This is a genomic window from Enterobacter sp. Taxon_2, from assembly GCF_058355295.1.
The window spans coordinates 1600447-1616784 of sequence record NZ_CM178024.1 but is presented as its reverse complement, the minus strand read 5'-3'; the positions used below and the strand labels follow the sequence as shown (position 1 = coordinate 1616784).

The following is a 16338-nucleotide window of genomic DNA, read 5'->3' as shown; positions in this document are numbered from 1 at the left end:
TTTTAGCAATCTGCTGAAAAGAAATCATATCCTGTGAGTGAATGCAGCCAATCGCCCTGTCGAAATACCCAATCCTGCTTGGGTACAGCCCCCCGCTTACGGTATACTCCACGCTTTTACATCTGACTAAAAAACATCAACTTTGACCATTACGAAACTTGCATGGCGTGACCTTGTTCCGGATACCGAAAGTTATCAGGAACTGTTTGCACAGCCCGAACTCGCAAAAGAACACGAATTCATCCTTAGCGATACGCAGCCCCGTTTGCATTACGCGCTGGAGCAGGTCTTAAGCCCATGGGCAACTGCACCTTTCATGCTGCTCAAAGCCCCGGAAGAAGCGGAATACCTGACGTTGTTCGGGGATGCCGTGCGTCAGTTAAAGCCGGAAGCGAACGCCGTTTTTGGCGGCCAGTATCGTATCGCGGGACATGATGTCACTTTCGAACCGGCGGCACAGGCCGACGGCCATTTTGCCGCTAAGGGCGAGGTGATTACCGCTAACTGGGTTGAGGCTGAACAACTCTTTGGTTGTCTGCGCCAGTTTAACGGCGAGCTTTCGCTGCAGCCTGGGCTGGTACATCGCGCAAATGGCGGTGTTCTGATCATCTCACTGCGTACCCTGCTCTCGCAGCCGCTGCTGTGGATGCGTCTGAAAACCATCGTGCGCCAGCAGCGTTTCGACTGGGTCGGCTACGATGAGTCTCGTCCTCTGCCCGTCTCTGTTCCGTCTATGCCGCTGTCGCTGACCGTCGTGCTGACGGGCGACCGTGAATCGCTGGCGGACTTCCAGGAAATGGAGCCGGAACTGGCTGAGCAGGCCGTGTATAGTGAATACGAAGACAACATCCAGATTGCTGATGCCGACGATATGGCGCAGTGGTGCCAGTGGGTGATGGCCGTTGCTGAACGTTCTGCGCTGCCAACCCCTGCGGCTGACGCGTGGCCGGGCTTAATCCGCGAAGCGGTACGCTACACCGGTGACCAGGAAACGCTGCCGCTTTGCCCGCTCTGGATCGGCAAACAGCTGCGTGAAGTGGGTGTGATCAGCGGTGACGGGGCGTTCACCGGTGAACAGCTCACTCAGATGCTGGCTCAGCGTGAGTGGCGAGAAGGCTATCTTGCTGACCGTATGCAGGATGAAATTCTGCTCGAACAAATTCTGGTGGAAACCGAAGGCGAACGCGTCGGGCAGATTAACGCCCTGTCTGTGATTGAATTTCCTGGCCATCCGCGAGCATTCGGGGAGCCATCACGTATCAGCTGCGTTGTGCACATTGGCGATGGCGAGTTCACCGATATTGAACGGAAAGCCGAGCTGGGCGGAAACATTCATGCCAAAGGCATGATGATCATGCAGGCGTTTTTGATGTCAGAGCTGCAGCTTGAGCAGCAGATCCCCTTCTCCGCCTCGCTGACGTTTGAGCAGTCCTACAGCGAAGTGGATGGCGACAGTGCCTCTATGGCCGAGCTGTGCGCCTTAATCAGCGCCCTGGCGGAAGTGCCCATCAATCAGAACATCGCGATCACCGGTTCGGTGGACCAGTTCGGCCGCGCCCAGCCAGTGGGAGGCCTCAACGAGAAAATTGAAGGCTTCTTCTCTATCTGTCAGCAGCGCAGTTTAAACGGCAAGCAGGGTGTGATTATCCCGGCTCCCAACGCACGCCATTTAAGCCTCAGTCAGGAGATTCTGGATGCGGTGGAACAAGAGCAGTTCGCTATCTGGGCCATCGAAGGGATTGAGGATGCACTACCCTTACTGACAAACCTGGTATGGGACGGCGAAGGGCAAACCACCCTGATGCAAACTATCCAGGAGCGCATTGCTCAGGCGACACAGCAGGATGCTCGTCATCGTTATCCATGGCCGTTACGCTGGCTGGGCTGGTTTAGTTCGAACTGATCGGACTTGTTCAGCGTACACGTGTTAGCTATCCTGCGTCCTTCACTAAAATAAGGCTTACTGAGAACATGGTAGATAAACGCGAATCCTATACAAAAGAAGATCTTCTTGCCTCTGGTCGCGGCGAACTGTTTGGCGCAAAAGGCCCACAGTTACCGGCCCCGAACATGCTGATGATGGACCGTGTCGTGAAAATGACCGAAACCGGCGGCAACTTCGATAAGGGTTACGTAGAAGCAGAACTCGATATCAACCCGGACCTGTGGTTCTTCGGTTGCCACTTTATTGGCGATCCGGTAATGCCTGGCTGTCTGGGCCTGGATGCCATGTGGCAGCTGGTTGGCTTCTATCTGGGCTGGCTGGGCGGCGAAGGTAAAGGCCGCGCACTGGGCGTGGGCGAAGTCAAATTCACTGGCCAGGTTCTGCCTACAGCGAAGAAAGTGACCTATCGTATTCACTTCAAGCGCATCGTTAACCGCCGCCTGATTATGGGCCTGGCAGATGGCGAAGTGCTGGTCGACGGGCGTCTGATCTATAGCGCAAGCGACCTGAAAGTTGGCCTGTTCCAGGATACTTCTGCGTTCTGATTGTACTTTTCGCACTCCCGGAAAGGCGAAACCTCCGCAATGCGGAGGTTTCTTTTTTGAAAGAGACGTTATCAGGCTATGAGTGCCCTGTCGCCGATGGCTTCTCGCCAGCCTCCAAGCCATTGTGACCTTTGATTTATCGTCTGATAAGGACACATTTCTTTAGAACGTCCAGCGATGCCGGCCTGATAACCACGTTGATGAGCCCGTTCCAGGCGATCTCGTTTCTGTCTCTTCATGCCTCGTTTCCCTCATTCTTTTGTCTGGTGGAAAGAAAACAGTGTCTGCACTCAATGTACAGGCACAGATAACGAATACCCCGAATTAGCCCCATCGTCAATGTTCAAAATTCATACGGGTGTCATATTTGTGAGCTACCTGGAAGTTCATTTGTACAAAAATTGTGATGCAGCACAAGTAACAAACTGAAGTGAAAACGAAAAAAAAACCGCAATCAGCGAGATGCCAACTGCGGTTTTTGATGATGAATTTTACTTATGGCAGCCGGGAAATTTCCCTCGCGATGCTGGCCGACTCCTGTGCCCAACCCTGAGCCAGGACTTTCACCATTTCGTCATAGCCATCTTTCTGCTGCTTCAGCTCCAGATGGAAAGGACGCTTAATCAGCTGTCCCTGATGATTCAGCAACCACTCCCCGCTGATCACCACCGCACCATCATAACGGCCGTGGAAGCCCGTTACGGTAACGTTCAGCGTATCCTGGTCATTACCCAACGGCTGCGACGCGACAACCCAACCCGGTAGCTGACTGCCCAGATTGGCCACCAGCGTGTTGCGCAGCTGTTGATCCAACGGGCTGGCCCACAGGTTGTTCGTCGCAATCACGTATTTAACGTCGCTGGTCTGATAGACCACGCCGTTTCCTGCCAGATAATCCGGCACCGCAACCTGCTCAACCCACAGCTGACGGTTTCCCTGGCTGGCCGTGCTTTGCCCACCGCTGTGGGTCGCCACAGGCAGCTGATAGTAGCTTTTATTATCTACTCCTGAACTGCACGCCGTTAACAGCAGAGCACCAATCATCAATAGCCACTTTTTCATTCTTTTGCCCTCTTCGGCTCAGGATCCTTTTTATCTTTCGCTTCGAACACCAGCGCATTGCTCTTCTCGTTGAGCGTTTTCAGCACCGGCTGCAGTTCACGTAAGACCTGATCAAGACGCTGCATATCTGCCACCATCTTGTTGTAGGCCGCTGAACCCGGCTGGAAGCCCTGCATACTGCGGTTCAGCTCACGCAGCGTTTTCTGCATGTCCTGCGGAAGCTGCTGCATGCTCTGGCTCGCCGTAATCTTATTGATGTTATCCAGCGTGGTTTGCAGACGCTGCATTGTCTCCTGGCTCTGATGTAACGACCCGGTCGCCGCTTCAATCATCGGGTTCAGTGGCAGATTGTTGATCTTATCCAGCGTCTCCATCAGACGCTGCTGGATCTGCGCCAGGCCGCTGCTCACCGTTGGGATGATCTTATAGCCACCGAATTCACGAATACCGGTAATCGGCGGTGCTTTCGGGTAGAAGTCCATATCCACATACAGCGCACCGGTCACCAGGTTACCCGTCTTCAACGATCCACGCAGGCCGCGTTCCATCAGTTGAGAAATATGGGCAGCAATATCCTGATTTTCGCCAATCTGGTTTAGCAGACGCTCCGGCTCAATGCGGATCAGCACCGGAATACGATAGTCATCATCCAGCATCTGGCTCAGGCCCGGGACGAAGAACGGAACTTGTCCAACCGTACCGAGACGAATACCGCGGAACTCAACAGGTGCCCCCGGCTGCAGACCGCGGACAGAATCTTTGAAGAACATCAGGAAGTCGACGTGATCGGTATAGAGCGCATCCTGAATGCTTTTTTGATCGTCAAAGAGACGGAAAGCGGTGTTCTCTGCAACCGGCTGGCCCAAATCCAGGCCCTCCGGCACATCAAAACTTACGCCGCCGCCAAACAGCGTGGTCAGCGAACCCATTTCAACGCGCATACCTGCCGAGGTCAGATCCACCGCGATCCCGCTGTCTTTCCAGAAACGGACATTGCTGGTGACCAGCCGATCGTTTGGCGCATTGATAAAGAGCTGATAGCTGATCGCGCGTTTCTGCGGATCAAACGTGCTTTTCTCAACCGATCCCACGCGGTAGCCGCGGAACAGGACCGGGTCGCCCGCCGTAAGCTGACCTGCTTTTTTACTGTCGAGGATCACGCGGATACCCTTGGCATCAGGTGGTGCAAGCGGCGGGGAATCCAGAAGCTGGTATTTGGCTGGCTGGTTACCCTTAGCGCCGGGCTGCAGCTCAATGTAAGCGCCCGAAAGCAGCGTCCCTAAGCCGCTGATTCCCTCACGCCCCACCTGCGGCTTAACGACCCAGAAAACGGAATCGCCGTGCAGCAGTTTTTCCATGCCGGCATTAAGGCGCGCCTTGATCTCCACATGGGTTAAATCGTCGGTCAGGGTTGCACTTTCCACCACGCCCACATCCACACTTCGGCTTTTGATAGTCGTTTTACCGCCCTCAATCCCCTCGGCATTGGTGGTTATCAGCGTGACTTCCGGTCCCTGATGGCTGTAATGATAAAACAGGATCCATGCACCGATCAGCGCAGTCACGATGGGAAAAATCCACACCGGCGACCAGTTTTTGACCTTCTGCACTTTCGCCTCTCCACTCTTATTTTCCATGCTCTTACTCTTCCTCATGGCTTGATTCAGGCTCACGATCCCACGATAAACGAGGGTCGAAGGTCATGGCCGCAAACATGGTCATAATCACGACCAGTGCAAACATTAAAGCCCCCATCGCGGGATAAATACTCATCAAACCGCCCATCCGCACCAGTGCAGAGAGAACGGCGATGACAAACACGTCAATCATTGACCAGCGTCCGACAAACTCGACCACTTCATAAATCAGGTGCATGCGTTCGCTATCGCGTTTTCCATGCCCTTTCGCATCCCAACAGAGCCAGGCAATGGCAATCATTTTTAAGGTGGGCACCATAATACTGGCGATAAAGATGACGCCGGCGACCGGATAAGAACCTTCGCCCCAGAGCAGTATCACCCCGGCGAGGATTGTCGAGGGCATTTTGTCACCGAGCAAATCGGTGATCATGATCGGCAGAATATTGGCTGGCAGATACAGCATGATGGATGTAACCAGCAGCGCCATCGTCCACTGAAGGCTATTTTTACGGCGTACGTGCCCTTTCGTTTCGCAGCGCGGACAAACGTCGAGATCGGCAGGCAGCACGGCGGTACAGCACGGGCACGAGCGAAGCCCCTGACGAATACCGGGTACGCCGACCTTCACCGTCTGTGCAAGCGTCGGCGCTGGCGCGATATCGTCCCACGCCCAGCGCCTGTCCACGCACTGGAAGGCGCGCAGCTGCAGAACGCAGTACAGACACCAGGGAATAAAGCTGCTGCCAATCCCCACGTCGCCGTATGCCATGAGCTTCACGAAGCTGACCAGAATCCCCGCCAGAAAAATCTCGGCCATCCCCCAGCTTTTTAGCTGAAAAAGGATACGCGCCAGTCGGATTTTCAGCGGTGCCGGCATCCTGACGCGGTTCACCAGCAAAAGGATGACGACCAGACAAAAAGCCGGGACTATCTGGACAAACAGGAGAAAAAAGGTACCGAGGCTGGCGTAATCTTCCGAGAACATCACGCCCGGGATTTCAAGCAAATCTACCTGGCTGGTGATCCCCCCCACCTTCATATAGATGAAGGGGAAGAGATTGGAGAGCAGCAGCATGAACAATGCTGCCAACGCGTAAGCAGTGGGACGCTGCCGCGGCGCGTCCCACTCAGTTGTCAACGTCGCACCGCAACGTGGACACAGGGCTTTATGTCCGTGACCAAGCTCTGGCAACGCCACGAGCATATCGCATTGCGAGCATAAAATATGCCTGTCGGCATGGTGCTGGTCACACATATGTTATCCCTGTTTATGCGCCGTTTTTCAGAGACTCAAGGTACTCCCAGCGCTCAAATGCTTCTTCCAGGGCTTTTTCAGCCGCGGACATTTCTGACAGTACTTTCTGAGTATAGTCATGCGATTGAGTAAAGAATGACGCATCAGCAACCTGTTTTTGCAGATCCTCAAGCGCGGCTTCCAGCTCTTCAAGACGCTGCGGTAGCCCCTCCAGTTCGCGCTGCAGGTTATAGCTTAGTTTAGCCGAGGTTTTCTTGACAGTTTCTGCTTTTGTTACAGCAGGTTCAGAACTTATTTTGGACTTTGACTGTTTCTGCGCCAGAGACTGCAATTGCTGCCCTTTTGCATCATGATAACCGCCTACGTATTGTCCAATTCGCCCTTCACCTTCGAAGATCCAGCACTCGGTCACGGTGTTATCCACGAACTGACGATCGTGGCTGACCAGCATCACGGTACCCTGATAGCCGTCAATCAGCTCTTCGAGCAATTCCAGCGTTTCGACGTCCAGGTCGTTCGTCGGTTCATCGAGGATGAGCAGGTTGCTTGGCTTCAGGAACAGGCGCGCCAGCAGCAGACGATTTCGCTCACCGCCGGACAGCGCGCGCACCGGCGTCATGGCGCGTTTCGGATGGAACAGGAAGTCCTGCAGGTAGCCCAGCACGTGGCGAGGCTTGCCGTTCACCATCACTTCCTGCTTACCTTCGGCGAGGTTGTCCATCACCGTACGGTCCGGATCCAGCTCCGCGCGGTGCTGGTCGAAGTAGGCGACCTCCAGCTTGGTCCCGCAGTGAATACGTCCGCTGTCGGCCTGCAGCTGGCCCAGCATCAGTTTCAGCAGCGTGGTTTTACCGCAGCCGTTCGGGCCGATGAGCGCAATTTTATCGCCACGCTGCACCTGCGCGGAGAAATCGTTCACCAGCACTTTACCGTCAACCTGATAGTTGACGTTTTCCATTTCGAAGACAATCTTGCCGGAACGGGAAGCCTCTTCTACCTGCATTTTGGCGCTGCCCATCACTTCACGGCGTTCGCTGCGCTCGCGACGCATCGCCTTCAGGGCACGTACGCGGCCTTCGTTACGGGTACGGCGGGCTTTGATGCCCTGGCGGATCCAGACCTCTTCCTGCGCCAGCTTGCGGTCGAACTCGGCATTCTGCAGCTCTTCCACGCGCAGGTTTTCTTCTTTCTCCAGCAGATACGTATCGTAATCGCCGGGATAGGTCACCAGCTTGCCGCGGTCGAGGTCGACAATGCGCGTCGCCATGTTGCGAATAAACGAACGGTCATGCGAGATAAAGATGATGGTGCCGCTGAAGGTTTTCAGGAAACCTTCCAGCCAGTCGATCGCTTCGATATCCAGGTGGTTGGTCGGTTCGTCCAGCAGCAGCACCTTCGGCCCGCTGACCAGCGCGCGGCCCAGAGCCGCTTTACGCAGCCAGCCGCCGGAGAGCGCCGACAGCTCCATATCGGGTTCCAGACCGAGCTGCGCCAGTACTTCATTAATGCGGTTTTCAAGCTGCCACAGACCGTGGTGATCGAGCATCTCCTGCACTTTCGCCAGTTCGTTGAGGTTTTTGTCGCTCGGATCGGTCATCACCAGATGCGAAATCTCGTGATAGCGCTTCAGGTATTCAGCCTGCTCGGAGATCCCTTCCGCCACGAAATCGTAAACGCTGCCGGTCACGTGACGCGGTGGATCCTGCTGCAGGCGGGAGACAATCAGATCCTGCTCGTAAACAATACGCCCGTCATCCAGACCCTGTTCACGGTTGAGGATTTTCATCAGCGTGGATTTACCCGCGCCGTTACGGCCCACCAGACAGACGCGCTCGTTATCTTCGATGTGCAGTTCTGCATTGTCGAGAAGCGGTGAGTCGCTGAAAGAGAGCCACGCGCCGTGCATACTAATTAAAGACATTTATTTTTCCTTTCAGACCGCGGTAATCAACCAGCAGTTATGGATTTGACGGTTACGGGCAAAGTCCTGAGACAGCGTTTTTTGGCTGATTTCTTGTGCTTTCAGTCCCAGGGCTGCTAAGCCGTCATGATCCATACGGAAGCCGCGTTTGTTGTTCGAGAACATAATGGTGCCGCCTTTGCGCAGCAGGCGCTTCAGGTCGGTCATCAGGCGCAGGTGATCGCGTTGTACATCAAAGCTATCTTCCATACGCTTGGAGTTGGAGAAGGTCGGCGGATCGATAAAGATCAGGTCAAACTGCTCGTCGGTGTCGCGCAGCCAGCCCAGCACGTCAGCCTGCATTAGGCGATGCTGACGTCCGGTTAAGCCGTTAAGACGAAGGTTGCGCTCCGCCCATTCCAGATAGGTGCGGGACATATCCACCGTGGTGGTGCTGCGCGCGCCGCCCAGACCGGCATGCACGCTGGCGCTGCCGGTATAGGAGAAGAGATTCAGGAAGTCCTTGCCTTTACTCATCTGGCCCAGCATGCGGCGGGCGATACGGTGGTCGAGGAACAGACCGGTATCCAGATAGTCGGTCAGGTTGACCCACAGGCGCGCGTTGTATTCGCCCACTTCGATAAAGTCGCCCTTCTCGCCCATCTTCTGGTACTGATTTTTGCCTTTCTGACGTTCACGCGTTTTCAGCACCAGCTTGTTTGGGGCAATACCCAGCACGGCGATGGTGGCGGCAATGACGTCCAGCATGCGCTGACGCGCTTTTTGCGCATCAATGGTTTTCGGCGGCGCATATTCCTGAATCACCACCCAGTCCGCGTAGCGGTCAACCGCCACGTTGTACTCCGGCAGGTCGGCATCGTACAGGCGATAGCATTCAATGCCCTCCTGCTTCGCCCACTTCTCAAATTTCTTCAGGTTCTTGCGCAGGCGGTTGGCGTAATCTTCCGCCACGCCGGACGGCTTGCTGTCGGCCGCCTTCTCCGCCAGATGGTAGTTTTTCTGCACGCAGTCCAGCGGGCCGTTTTTCGCTTTAAACTGGCGATCGGCGCGCAGCTGCAGGCAGCTCAGCAGTTCCGGCGAGGCGCTGAACAGAGACAGGTTCCAGCCGCCGAAGTGGTCCTTCATATTGCGGCCCAGCAGGCTGTGCAGGGCAATCAGCGCAGGCTCGCTGTCCAGACGCTCGCCGTATGGGGGGTTGCTGATCACGGTACCGTACGGGCCTTTTGGCAACGGGTTGGTCAGGTTCGCCACGTCTTTCACTTCGAAGGTGACCAGCTCGCCGATACCAGCGCGACGGGCGTTGCTGCGCGCGCGTTCAATGACGCGCGGGTCGCTGTCCGAACCATAAAAGTGGGAGGTGTACTCTGCCAGGCCTTTGCGTGCGCGGGTTTGCGCGTCGTCTTTGACCTCTTTCCAGAGCGCTTCATCGTGCTGTGCCCAGCCTTTAAAGCCCCAGTGACCGCGATGCAGGCCCGGCGCACGATCGGTTGCCAGCATGGCCGCCTCAATCAGCAACGTACCGGAACCACACATCGGATCGAGCAGCGGCGTACCCGGCTGCCAGCCGGAGCGCATCACAATGGCGGCCGCCAGCGTTTCTTTAATTGGCGCCATACCGGTACGATCGCGGTAGCCGCGCAGATGCAGCCCTGCACCGCTCATATCGAGAGAGATGCTCGCCGTGTCACCGTTCAGCCAGACGTTAATACGCAGATCGGGGTTTTCACGATCGACGTTCGGACGTTCCTTATTTTTACGCGTGAAGCAGTCCACAATGGCGTCTTTTACGCGCAGGGCACCGTACTGGCTGTTGCGGATCTCGTCGTTCACGCCGTTGAAATGCACCGCAAAGGTGGCATTCGGGGTAAAGATCTCTGTCCAGTCGATCATCTGTACGCCGGTATAGAGGTCAAGGTCGCTATAAACCTTGCACTCCTTCATCGGCAGCATGATGCGCGACGCCAGGCGACTCCACATCAGGCTCTGGTAAATAAGCCGCGTGTCGCCCTCAAAATGGACACCACCCTGAACCACCTGGCACTCTTGTGCGCCCAGGCTTTCCAGTTCAGTTTTTAACAGCTCTTCCAGCCCACGGGCCGTACTGGCAAACAGAGAATTCATATCGTCACTTTTACTCTTAGAAAATTGTCGCGCATTATAGCTAATATGGCGTGTATGTCATAAAGTTGAAGGCTTATTTTCATTTGTGGGAGTGTGCAGTGGCGACGTTATCCAGGCTTTTTATTCATCCGGTGAAATCCATGCGCGGAATCGGCGTCTCTCACGCGCTGGCCGACATGAGCGGATTCGCCTTCGATCGTATTTTTATGGTCACCGAGCCTGACGGTACGTTCATTACCGCACGCCAGTTCCCTCAGATGGTTCGCTTTACCCCTTCCCCGCTTCACGACGGTTTGCACCTGACCGCGCCGGACGGTTCCAGCGCGGTGATTCGCTTTGCGGATTTTGCGCCCGTCGATGTGCCAACGGAAGTGTGGGGCAACCATTTTACCGCGCGCATCGCCCCGGATGAGATTAACCGCTGGCTGAGCGGCTTCTTCTCCCGCGACGTGCAGCTGCGCTGGGTTGGGCCTGAACTGACGCGACGCGTGAAGCGCCACGACGCCGTTCCCCTCTCCTTCGCCGATGGCTTCCCGTTCCTGCTGACTAACGAAGCCTCGCTGCGTGATTTACAACGCCGCTGCAAAGCCAGCGTTCAGATGGAACAGTTTCGTCCGAACCTGGTGGTGACCGGTGTCGACGCCTGGGACGAAGACACCTGGAAAGTGATCCGCATTGGCAGCGTCATCTTTGATGTCGTAAAACCCTGTAGCCGCTGCATTTTCACCACGGTGAGCCCGGAGAAAGGCCAGAAGCACCCTTCCGGCGAACCGCTGAAGACGCTGCAGTCATTCCGCACCGCGCAGGACAACGGCGATGTGGATTTCGGCCAGAACCTGATCCCGCGCTCCAGCGGTGCAATCCGCGTTGGTGATGAGGTAGAGATCCTTGCCCGAGGGTCTGCAAGAGTGTACGGCTCAGGTCAGGAAGAAGAAATGGTCGACGTTGTGACGAATGTCGCCTCTGCGGTAGATATTCACTGGCAGGGAAACATCATCCGTGGCAACAACCAGCAGGTATTACTGGAGCAACTGGAGCAGGCAGGTATTCGCGTCCCCTATTCCTGTCGCGCAGGCATTTGCGGATGCTGCCGCATCAGGCTGGTGGATGGCGAAGTAAGTGCGTTGAAAAAATCGGCAATTGGAAATGACGGCACAATTCTGTGCTGTAGCTGCATACCGAAAACGTCCGTACAGCTGGAAGCTTAAACCGCCTGTTCGAGGCTGAAAGAATCTACGCGCAGCTGTGGCTTCAGCCTGTCGTTCATCACTTTAATGGCATCGCCAAGCTGCATCGTCCGCCCGGCAATGGTTACGCCGGGCTGGGCCAGCAGGCAGAGCGCAGCATTTTCACCAGGCTCAACCACCAGCAGGCTTACCTCTTCTGCGGTATCGCTCAGATTGACGCTCGCCGCGTCACCTGTTGCCGGGGTCCAGTTCATACCGTGCGGCAGGAAATGCCAGCTTTTCGGCATTTGCGGTTTCAGGAAGCGGATAGCCACTAGCGCATTTAATACCAGCTCGGCACGCTGCTCTTTAGAAAGCACCAGATCGCGGCATTTTTCTTCGAAAGAGAAATAAAGCGCCGCATCGTCAACGCAAAAGCCCGACGGGGAAAACGCGTCCGGGGTTAACATTCGGCGGGCGAAACGAGAGCGAAACAACATGCCATTGGCTAAATCGAGCATCATTCGATCATGCTCGTCGCAAAAATACCAGCGCCAGTTATCGTCAGGTTTAATTCGCATGTTTCTCTCCCGTCCCCGAAACGTCCTGTACTAAAAATGTCCTGATCGCCGCTTCGTTTATAACACCATTAATAAAAGACTATAATGTCTAAATAAGCAACAGTGACGGAATATAAAACAACCAGGGCTGGAAATAAAGCCCTGGTTGTCTGATTAAGAGAAAAGATTAGATATGAGTAACGATTTCTTTAATCAGCGGTGGTCCTTTAAAAATAAAGCCGGAATAGATTTGCACCAGTGACGCACCCGCCGCCATCTTCTCGCGCGCAGCAATCACGGAGTCGATGCCACCGACGCCAATAATCGGCAGGCGTCCTTTTAATTCCGCAGACAGGGCGCGAATAATCTCGGTGCTTTTTAATTGTACCGGACGTCCGCTTAACCCACCCGCTTCGTCACAGTTTTTCATTCCCTGCACGAGGGAGCGATCGAGGGTGGTATTGGTTGCAATCACACCATCAATATTATGGCGAACTAAACTGTCGGCAACCTGGATCAATTCTTCGGCAGAAAGATCCGGGGCGATCTTAACCGCGACCGGAACATATTTATGGTGGATCGTCTGGAGTTCATTTTGCTTATTTTTAATGGCACTCAGAAGATCGTCCAGCGCTTCGCCATATTGTAAGGAGCGCAACCCCGGAGTATTGGGTGAAGAAATATTCACCGCAATATAACCGGCATAGGCGTAGACTTTTTCCATACAAATCAGATAGTCATCTTTACCCTGCTCGACCGGCGTGTCTTTATTTTTGCCGATATTGATGCCCAGAATTCCGTCAAAGTGGGCTTTTTTAACGTTCTCAACAAGGTGATCAACGCCAAGGTTATTAAAGCCCATGCGGTTGATCAGCCCTTCGGCTTCAACCAGGCGGAACAGTCGCGGCTTGTCATTTCCCGGCTGCGGGCGCGGCGTGACGGTCCCGATTTCAATGGAGCCAAAGCCCATCGCGCCCAGGGCATCGATACACTCGCCATTTTTGTCCAGACCAGCCGCCAGACCCAGCGGGTTTTTAAAGGTCAGACCCATGCACTGCACAGGTTTTACCGGGACATGCTGACGCACCAGCGCGGCCAGCGGCGTTCCGGTAATACGACGTAATTGCTGCATTGTAAATTCATGAGCGCGCTCAGGGTCGAGCTGGAAAAGAGCTTTACGAACGAAGGGGTAGTACATGAACTCTCCTGGATTCCCGGTGTGCAAACCGGGAGGGGATTATGGGCGATCCACGCGCGAAAGGGAATTGACCTGCGGCAAAAAATCAGCGTAAAACGCAATCGTTTACCTCCCTGTCTATTTCTTATGCACTTTTTCGCATTTTAATTGCAGATAAATCATTTAGTGGAATAACCGCGCGGTGTCACACTCCTTAAAATTGTTATGAATGTTAGATAAAAGCAAACAATTAGTTATAAGGAGGAAGTATGCGCGTCATTACCCTGGCCGGAAGTCCACGATTCCCTTCGCGCTCCAGCGCCCTGCTGGAATATGCCCGCGAAAAACTCAATGCCCTGGATGTGGAAGTGTGCCACTGGAACCTGCATAACTTCGAACCTGAAGATCTGCTTTATGCCCGTTTCGACAGCCCTGCGCTTAAAACGCTCATCGAGCAGCTTAACGGCGCTGACGGCCTAATTGTGGCAACGCCCATTTATAAAGCCTCTTTTTCCGGGGCGCTGAAAACGCTGCTCGATCTGCTTCCGGAACGTGCCCTGGACGGCAAAGTCGTGCTGCCCCTGGCAACGGGCGGTACGGTTGCCCATTTACTGGCCGTGGATTATGCCCTGAAGCCGGTGCTGAACGCATTGAAAGCGCAGGAGATCCTCCACGGCGTTTTCGCCGATGACTCCCAGGTTATCGATTATCAACATAAACCTCATTTTACGCCGAACCTGCAAACCCGCCTCGATACTGCCCTGGAAACCTTCTGGCATGCTCTGCACCGCAGGGATATCCAGGCGCCGGCGTTTGGTCAGCCTCAAGGAGTCGCACATGTTTAAAACATTAACCCGTATCGGCCTGGCAGGTCTGATGGCGCTTTCCTCGCTGGCCCATGCCGCAGAAACGGCTCCGGACAGTTTACGCATTGGCTATCAGAAAGGCAGCGTCAGCATGGTGCTGGCGAAAAGCCACCAGCTTCTGGAAAAACGCTTCCCGGACACCAAATTCTCCTGGGTGGAGTTCCCGGCTGGCCCGCAGATGCTGGAGGCCCTGAACGTCGGCAGTATCGATCTCGGCAGTACGGGTGATATTCCGCCGATATTCGCCCAGGCGGCGGGAGCGGACCTCGTCTATGTTGGCGTTGAGCCGCCCAAACCGAAGGCCGAAGTGATTCTGGTGCCAGAAAACAGCGACATTAAAAGCGTCGCCGATCTTAAAGGGCATAAAGTTGCTTTCCAGAAAGGTTCCAGCTCACACAACCTGCTGCTGCGTGCCCTGCAAGAAGCCGGACTCAAGTTCACTGACATTCAACCTGTTTACCTGACGCCTGCCGACGCGCGCGCCGCATTCCAGCAGAAGAACGTTGATGCCTGGGCCATCTGGGATCCGTACTACTCCGCCGCATTACTGCAGGGCGGCGTTCGCGTGCTGAAAGACGGCACCACGCTGAAGCAGACCGGTTCGTTCTATCTGGCCGCGCGTCCTTATGCGGAAAAGAACGGCGCATTTATTCAGGGCGTACTGGATACCTTTACCCAGGCCGATGCGCTGACCCAGACCCAGCGCCAGGAGAGCATTACCCTGCTGGCGAAAACCATGGGCTTACCTGAGCCGGTGATCGCGAGCTATCTCAACCACCGTCCACCGACCACCATCACGCCCGTGGACGCCCACGTCGCCGCGCTTCAGCAACAAACGGCTGACCTTTTCTATCAAAACCACCTGGTGCCGAAACAGGTCACTATTCGCGAACGCATCTGGCAGCCCGCAGGCAAAGAAGGAGCTAAATCATGAGTCTGAATCTTTTCTGGTTTTTACCCACCCACGGTGATGGACACTATCTTGGTACAGAAGAGGGTTCGCGCCCGGTTGACCACGGCTACCTGCAGCAGATTGCGCAGGCGGCGGACCGAATCGGTTTCACCGGGGTGCTTATCCCGACCGGACGTTCATGTGAAGATGCCTGGCTCGTGGCCGCGTCGATGATCCCGGTCACCCAGCGTCTGAAGTTCCTGGTTGCGTTACGCCCGAGCGTTGTCTCCCCCACCGTGGCGGCGCGTCAGGCGGCAACGCTGGACAGACTATCCAACGGCCGCGCCCTGTTTAACCTGGTGACGGGCAGCGATCCGCAGGAGCTGGCGGGCGATGGGGTATTTCTCGACCATACCGAGCGCTATGAAGCCTCCGCCGAGTTCACCCGCGTCTGGCGACGTCTGCTGGAAGGTGAAACCGTTACCTTTGAAGGCAAGCATATCCACGTTCGCGACGCGAAACTCTACTTCCCGCCGGTGCAGCAGCCGCGCCCGCCGCTCTATTTTGGCGGATCGTCGGATGTGGCCCAGGATCTGGCGGCAGAGCAGGTCGATCTCTATCTGACCTGGGGCGAACCGCCTGAGCTGGTGAAAGAAAAAATTGCCCAGGTCCGGGCTAAGGCGGCCGCCCATGGCCGCAAGGTGCGCTTCGGCATTCGCCTGCATGTGATTGTTCGCGAAACCAATGAAGAAGCCTGGCAGGCGGCGGACCGCCTGATTTCGCATCTGGATGATGAAACGATCGCCAGAGCCCAGGCCGCATTTGCCAAAACCGACTCCGTCGGACAGCACCGAATGGCGTCCCTGCACAACGGCAAGCGCGAGAACCTGGAGATCAGCCCGAACCTGTGGGCGGGCGTCGGCCTGGTACGTGGCGGTGCGGGCACAGCGCTGGTCGGCGACGGCCCGACCGTGGCCGCGCGAATTAATGAATACGCCGAGCTGGGCATCGACAGCTTTATTCTCTCCGGCTATCCGCATCTGGAAGAGGCGTACAAGGTGGGCGAGCTGTTATTCCCGCATCTGGATGTCGCCATTCCGGAAATTCCACAGCCGCAGCGGCTTCAGCTTCAGGGCGAAGCCGTGGCGAACGAGTTTATTCCACGCAAAGCCGCACAGAGCTAAGGAG

At 55.5% G+C, this 16338-nt stretch carries 14 protein-coding genes; 6 read left to right on the top strand and 8 right to left on the bottom strand.

Annotated elements, in window-relative coordinates:
• Positions 1-142 precede the first annotated feature (142 nt).
• Positions 143-1903, top strand: coding sequence for an AAA family ATPase (locus AC4IC4_RS07485; RefSeq protein WP_491472464.1), 1761 nt, complete (start codon positions 143-145; stop codon positions 1901-1903).
• A 68-nt stretch (positions 1904-1971) separates the two neighbouring features.
• Positions 1972-2490 (top strand): 3-hydroxyacyl-[acyl-carrier-protein] dehydratase FabA, encoded by a 519-nt coding sequence (gene fabA / locus AC4IC4_RS07480; protein WP_008499931.1) that lies wholly within the window; start codon positions 1972-1974, stop codon positions 2488-2490.
• Between the two features lie 71 nt (positions 2491-2561).
• Here fabA and rmf read toward each other — a convergent pair whose 3' ends face one another.
• The 6 genes from rmf to rlmKL form a co-directional block, all read right to left on the bottom strand.
• Positions 2562-2729 (bottom strand): ribosome modulation factor, encoded by a 168-nt coding sequence (gene rmf / locus AC4IC4_RS07475; RefSeq protein ID WP_013097261.1) that lies wholly within the window; start codon positions 2727-2729, stop codon positions 2562-2564.
• 256 nt (positions 2730-2985) lie between these two features.
• Positions 2986-3552: a membrane integrity-associated transporter subunit PqiC gene (pqiC, locus tag AC4IC4_RS07470; RefSeq protein WP_032649140.1), complete on the bottom strand. Its 567-nt coding sequence runs from the start codon at positions 3550-3552 to the stop codon at positions 2986-2988.
• Entirely contained in the window at positions 3549-5189 is a 1641-nt protein-coding gene (gene pqiB / locus AC4IC4_RS07465) for an intermembrane transport protein PqiB (RefSeq protein ID WP_024907768.1), read from the bottom strand. The genes pqiC and pqiB overlap by 4 nt, the downstream gene beginning before the upstream one ends.
• 4 nt (positions 5190-5193) lie before the next feature.
• Entirely contained in the window at positions 5194-6447 is a 1254-nt protein-coding gene (gene pqiA / locus AC4IC4_RS07460) for a membrane integrity-associated transporter subunit PqiA (protein WP_024907769.1), read from the bottom strand.
• 13 nt (positions 6448-6460) lie between these two features.
• Positions 6461-8368, bottom strand: a complete 1908-nt coding sequence (locus AC4IC4_RS07455; protein ID WP_024907770.1) for an ABC transporter ATP-binding protein — start codon at positions 8366-8368, stop codon at positions 6461-6463.
• Between the two features lie 12 nt (positions 8369-8380).
• A complete protein-coding gene (rlmKL, locus tag AC4IC4_RS07450) occupies positions 8381-10489 on the bottom strand; it encodes a bifunctional 23S rRNA (guanine(2069)-N(7))-methyltransferase RlmK/23S rRNA (guanine(2445)-N(2))-methyltransferase RlmL (RefSeq protein WP_491472463.1) in 2109 nt (702 codons plus the stop codon).
• Between the two features lie 98 nt (positions 10490-10587).
• On the opposite strand from rlmKL, the gene AC4IC4_RS07445 reads away from it, so the two are divergent.
• On the top strand, positions 10588-11697 hold the full coding sequence (locus AC4IC4_RS07445; protein WP_491472462.1) for a YcbX family protein: 1110 nt from the start codon (positions 10588-10590) through the stop codon (positions 11695-11697).
• On the opposite strand, the gene zapC is transcribed toward AC4IC4_RS07445, so the two are convergent.
• Both zapC and pyrD read right to left on the bottom strand, forming a co-directional pair.
• On the bottom strand, positions 11694-12236 hold the full coding sequence (gene zapC / locus AC4IC4_RS07440) for a cell division protein ZapC (protein ID WP_024907772.1): 543 nt from the start codon (positions 12234-12236) through the stop codon (positions 11694-11696). The genes AC4IC4_RS07445 and zapC overlap by 4 nt on opposite strands.
• 166 nt (positions 12237-12402) lie before the next feature.
• Entirely contained in the window at positions 12403-13413 is a 1011-nt protein-coding gene (gene pyrD, locus AC4IC4_RS07435; RefSeq protein WP_032649152.1) for a quinone-dependent dihydroorotate dehydrogenase, read from the bottom strand.
• A gap of 248 nt (positions 13414-13661) precedes the next feature.
• Between pyrD and ssuE the strand changes: the two genes are divergently transcribed.
• Genes ssuE through ssuD form a run of 3 tightly spaced genes read left to right on the top strand, consistent with a single transcriptional unit; the run spans position 13662 to position 16334 of the window.
• Positions 13662-14237, top strand: a complete 576-nt coding sequence (gene ssuE, locus AC4IC4_RS07430; protein ID WP_023335146.1) for an NADPH-dependent FMN reductase — start codon at positions 13662-13664, stop codon at positions 14235-14237.
• Positions 14230-15192, top strand: a complete 963-nt coding sequence (locus AC4IC4_RS07425; RefSeq protein ID WP_032649154.1) for a sulfonate ABC transporter substrate-binding protein — start codon at positions 14230-14232, stop codon at positions 15190-15192. Before ssuE ends, AC4IC4_RS07425 begins: the two co-directional genes overlap by 8 nt.
• A complete protein-coding gene (gene ssuD, locus AC4IC4_RS07420; RefSeq protein ID WP_032658175.1) occupies positions 15189-16334 on the top strand; it encodes an FMNH2-dependent alkanesulfonate monooxygenase in 1146 nt (381 codons plus the stop codon). Before AC4IC4_RS07425 ends, ssuD begins: the two co-directional genes overlap by 4 nt.
• Positions 16335-16338 lie beyond the last annotated feature (4 nt).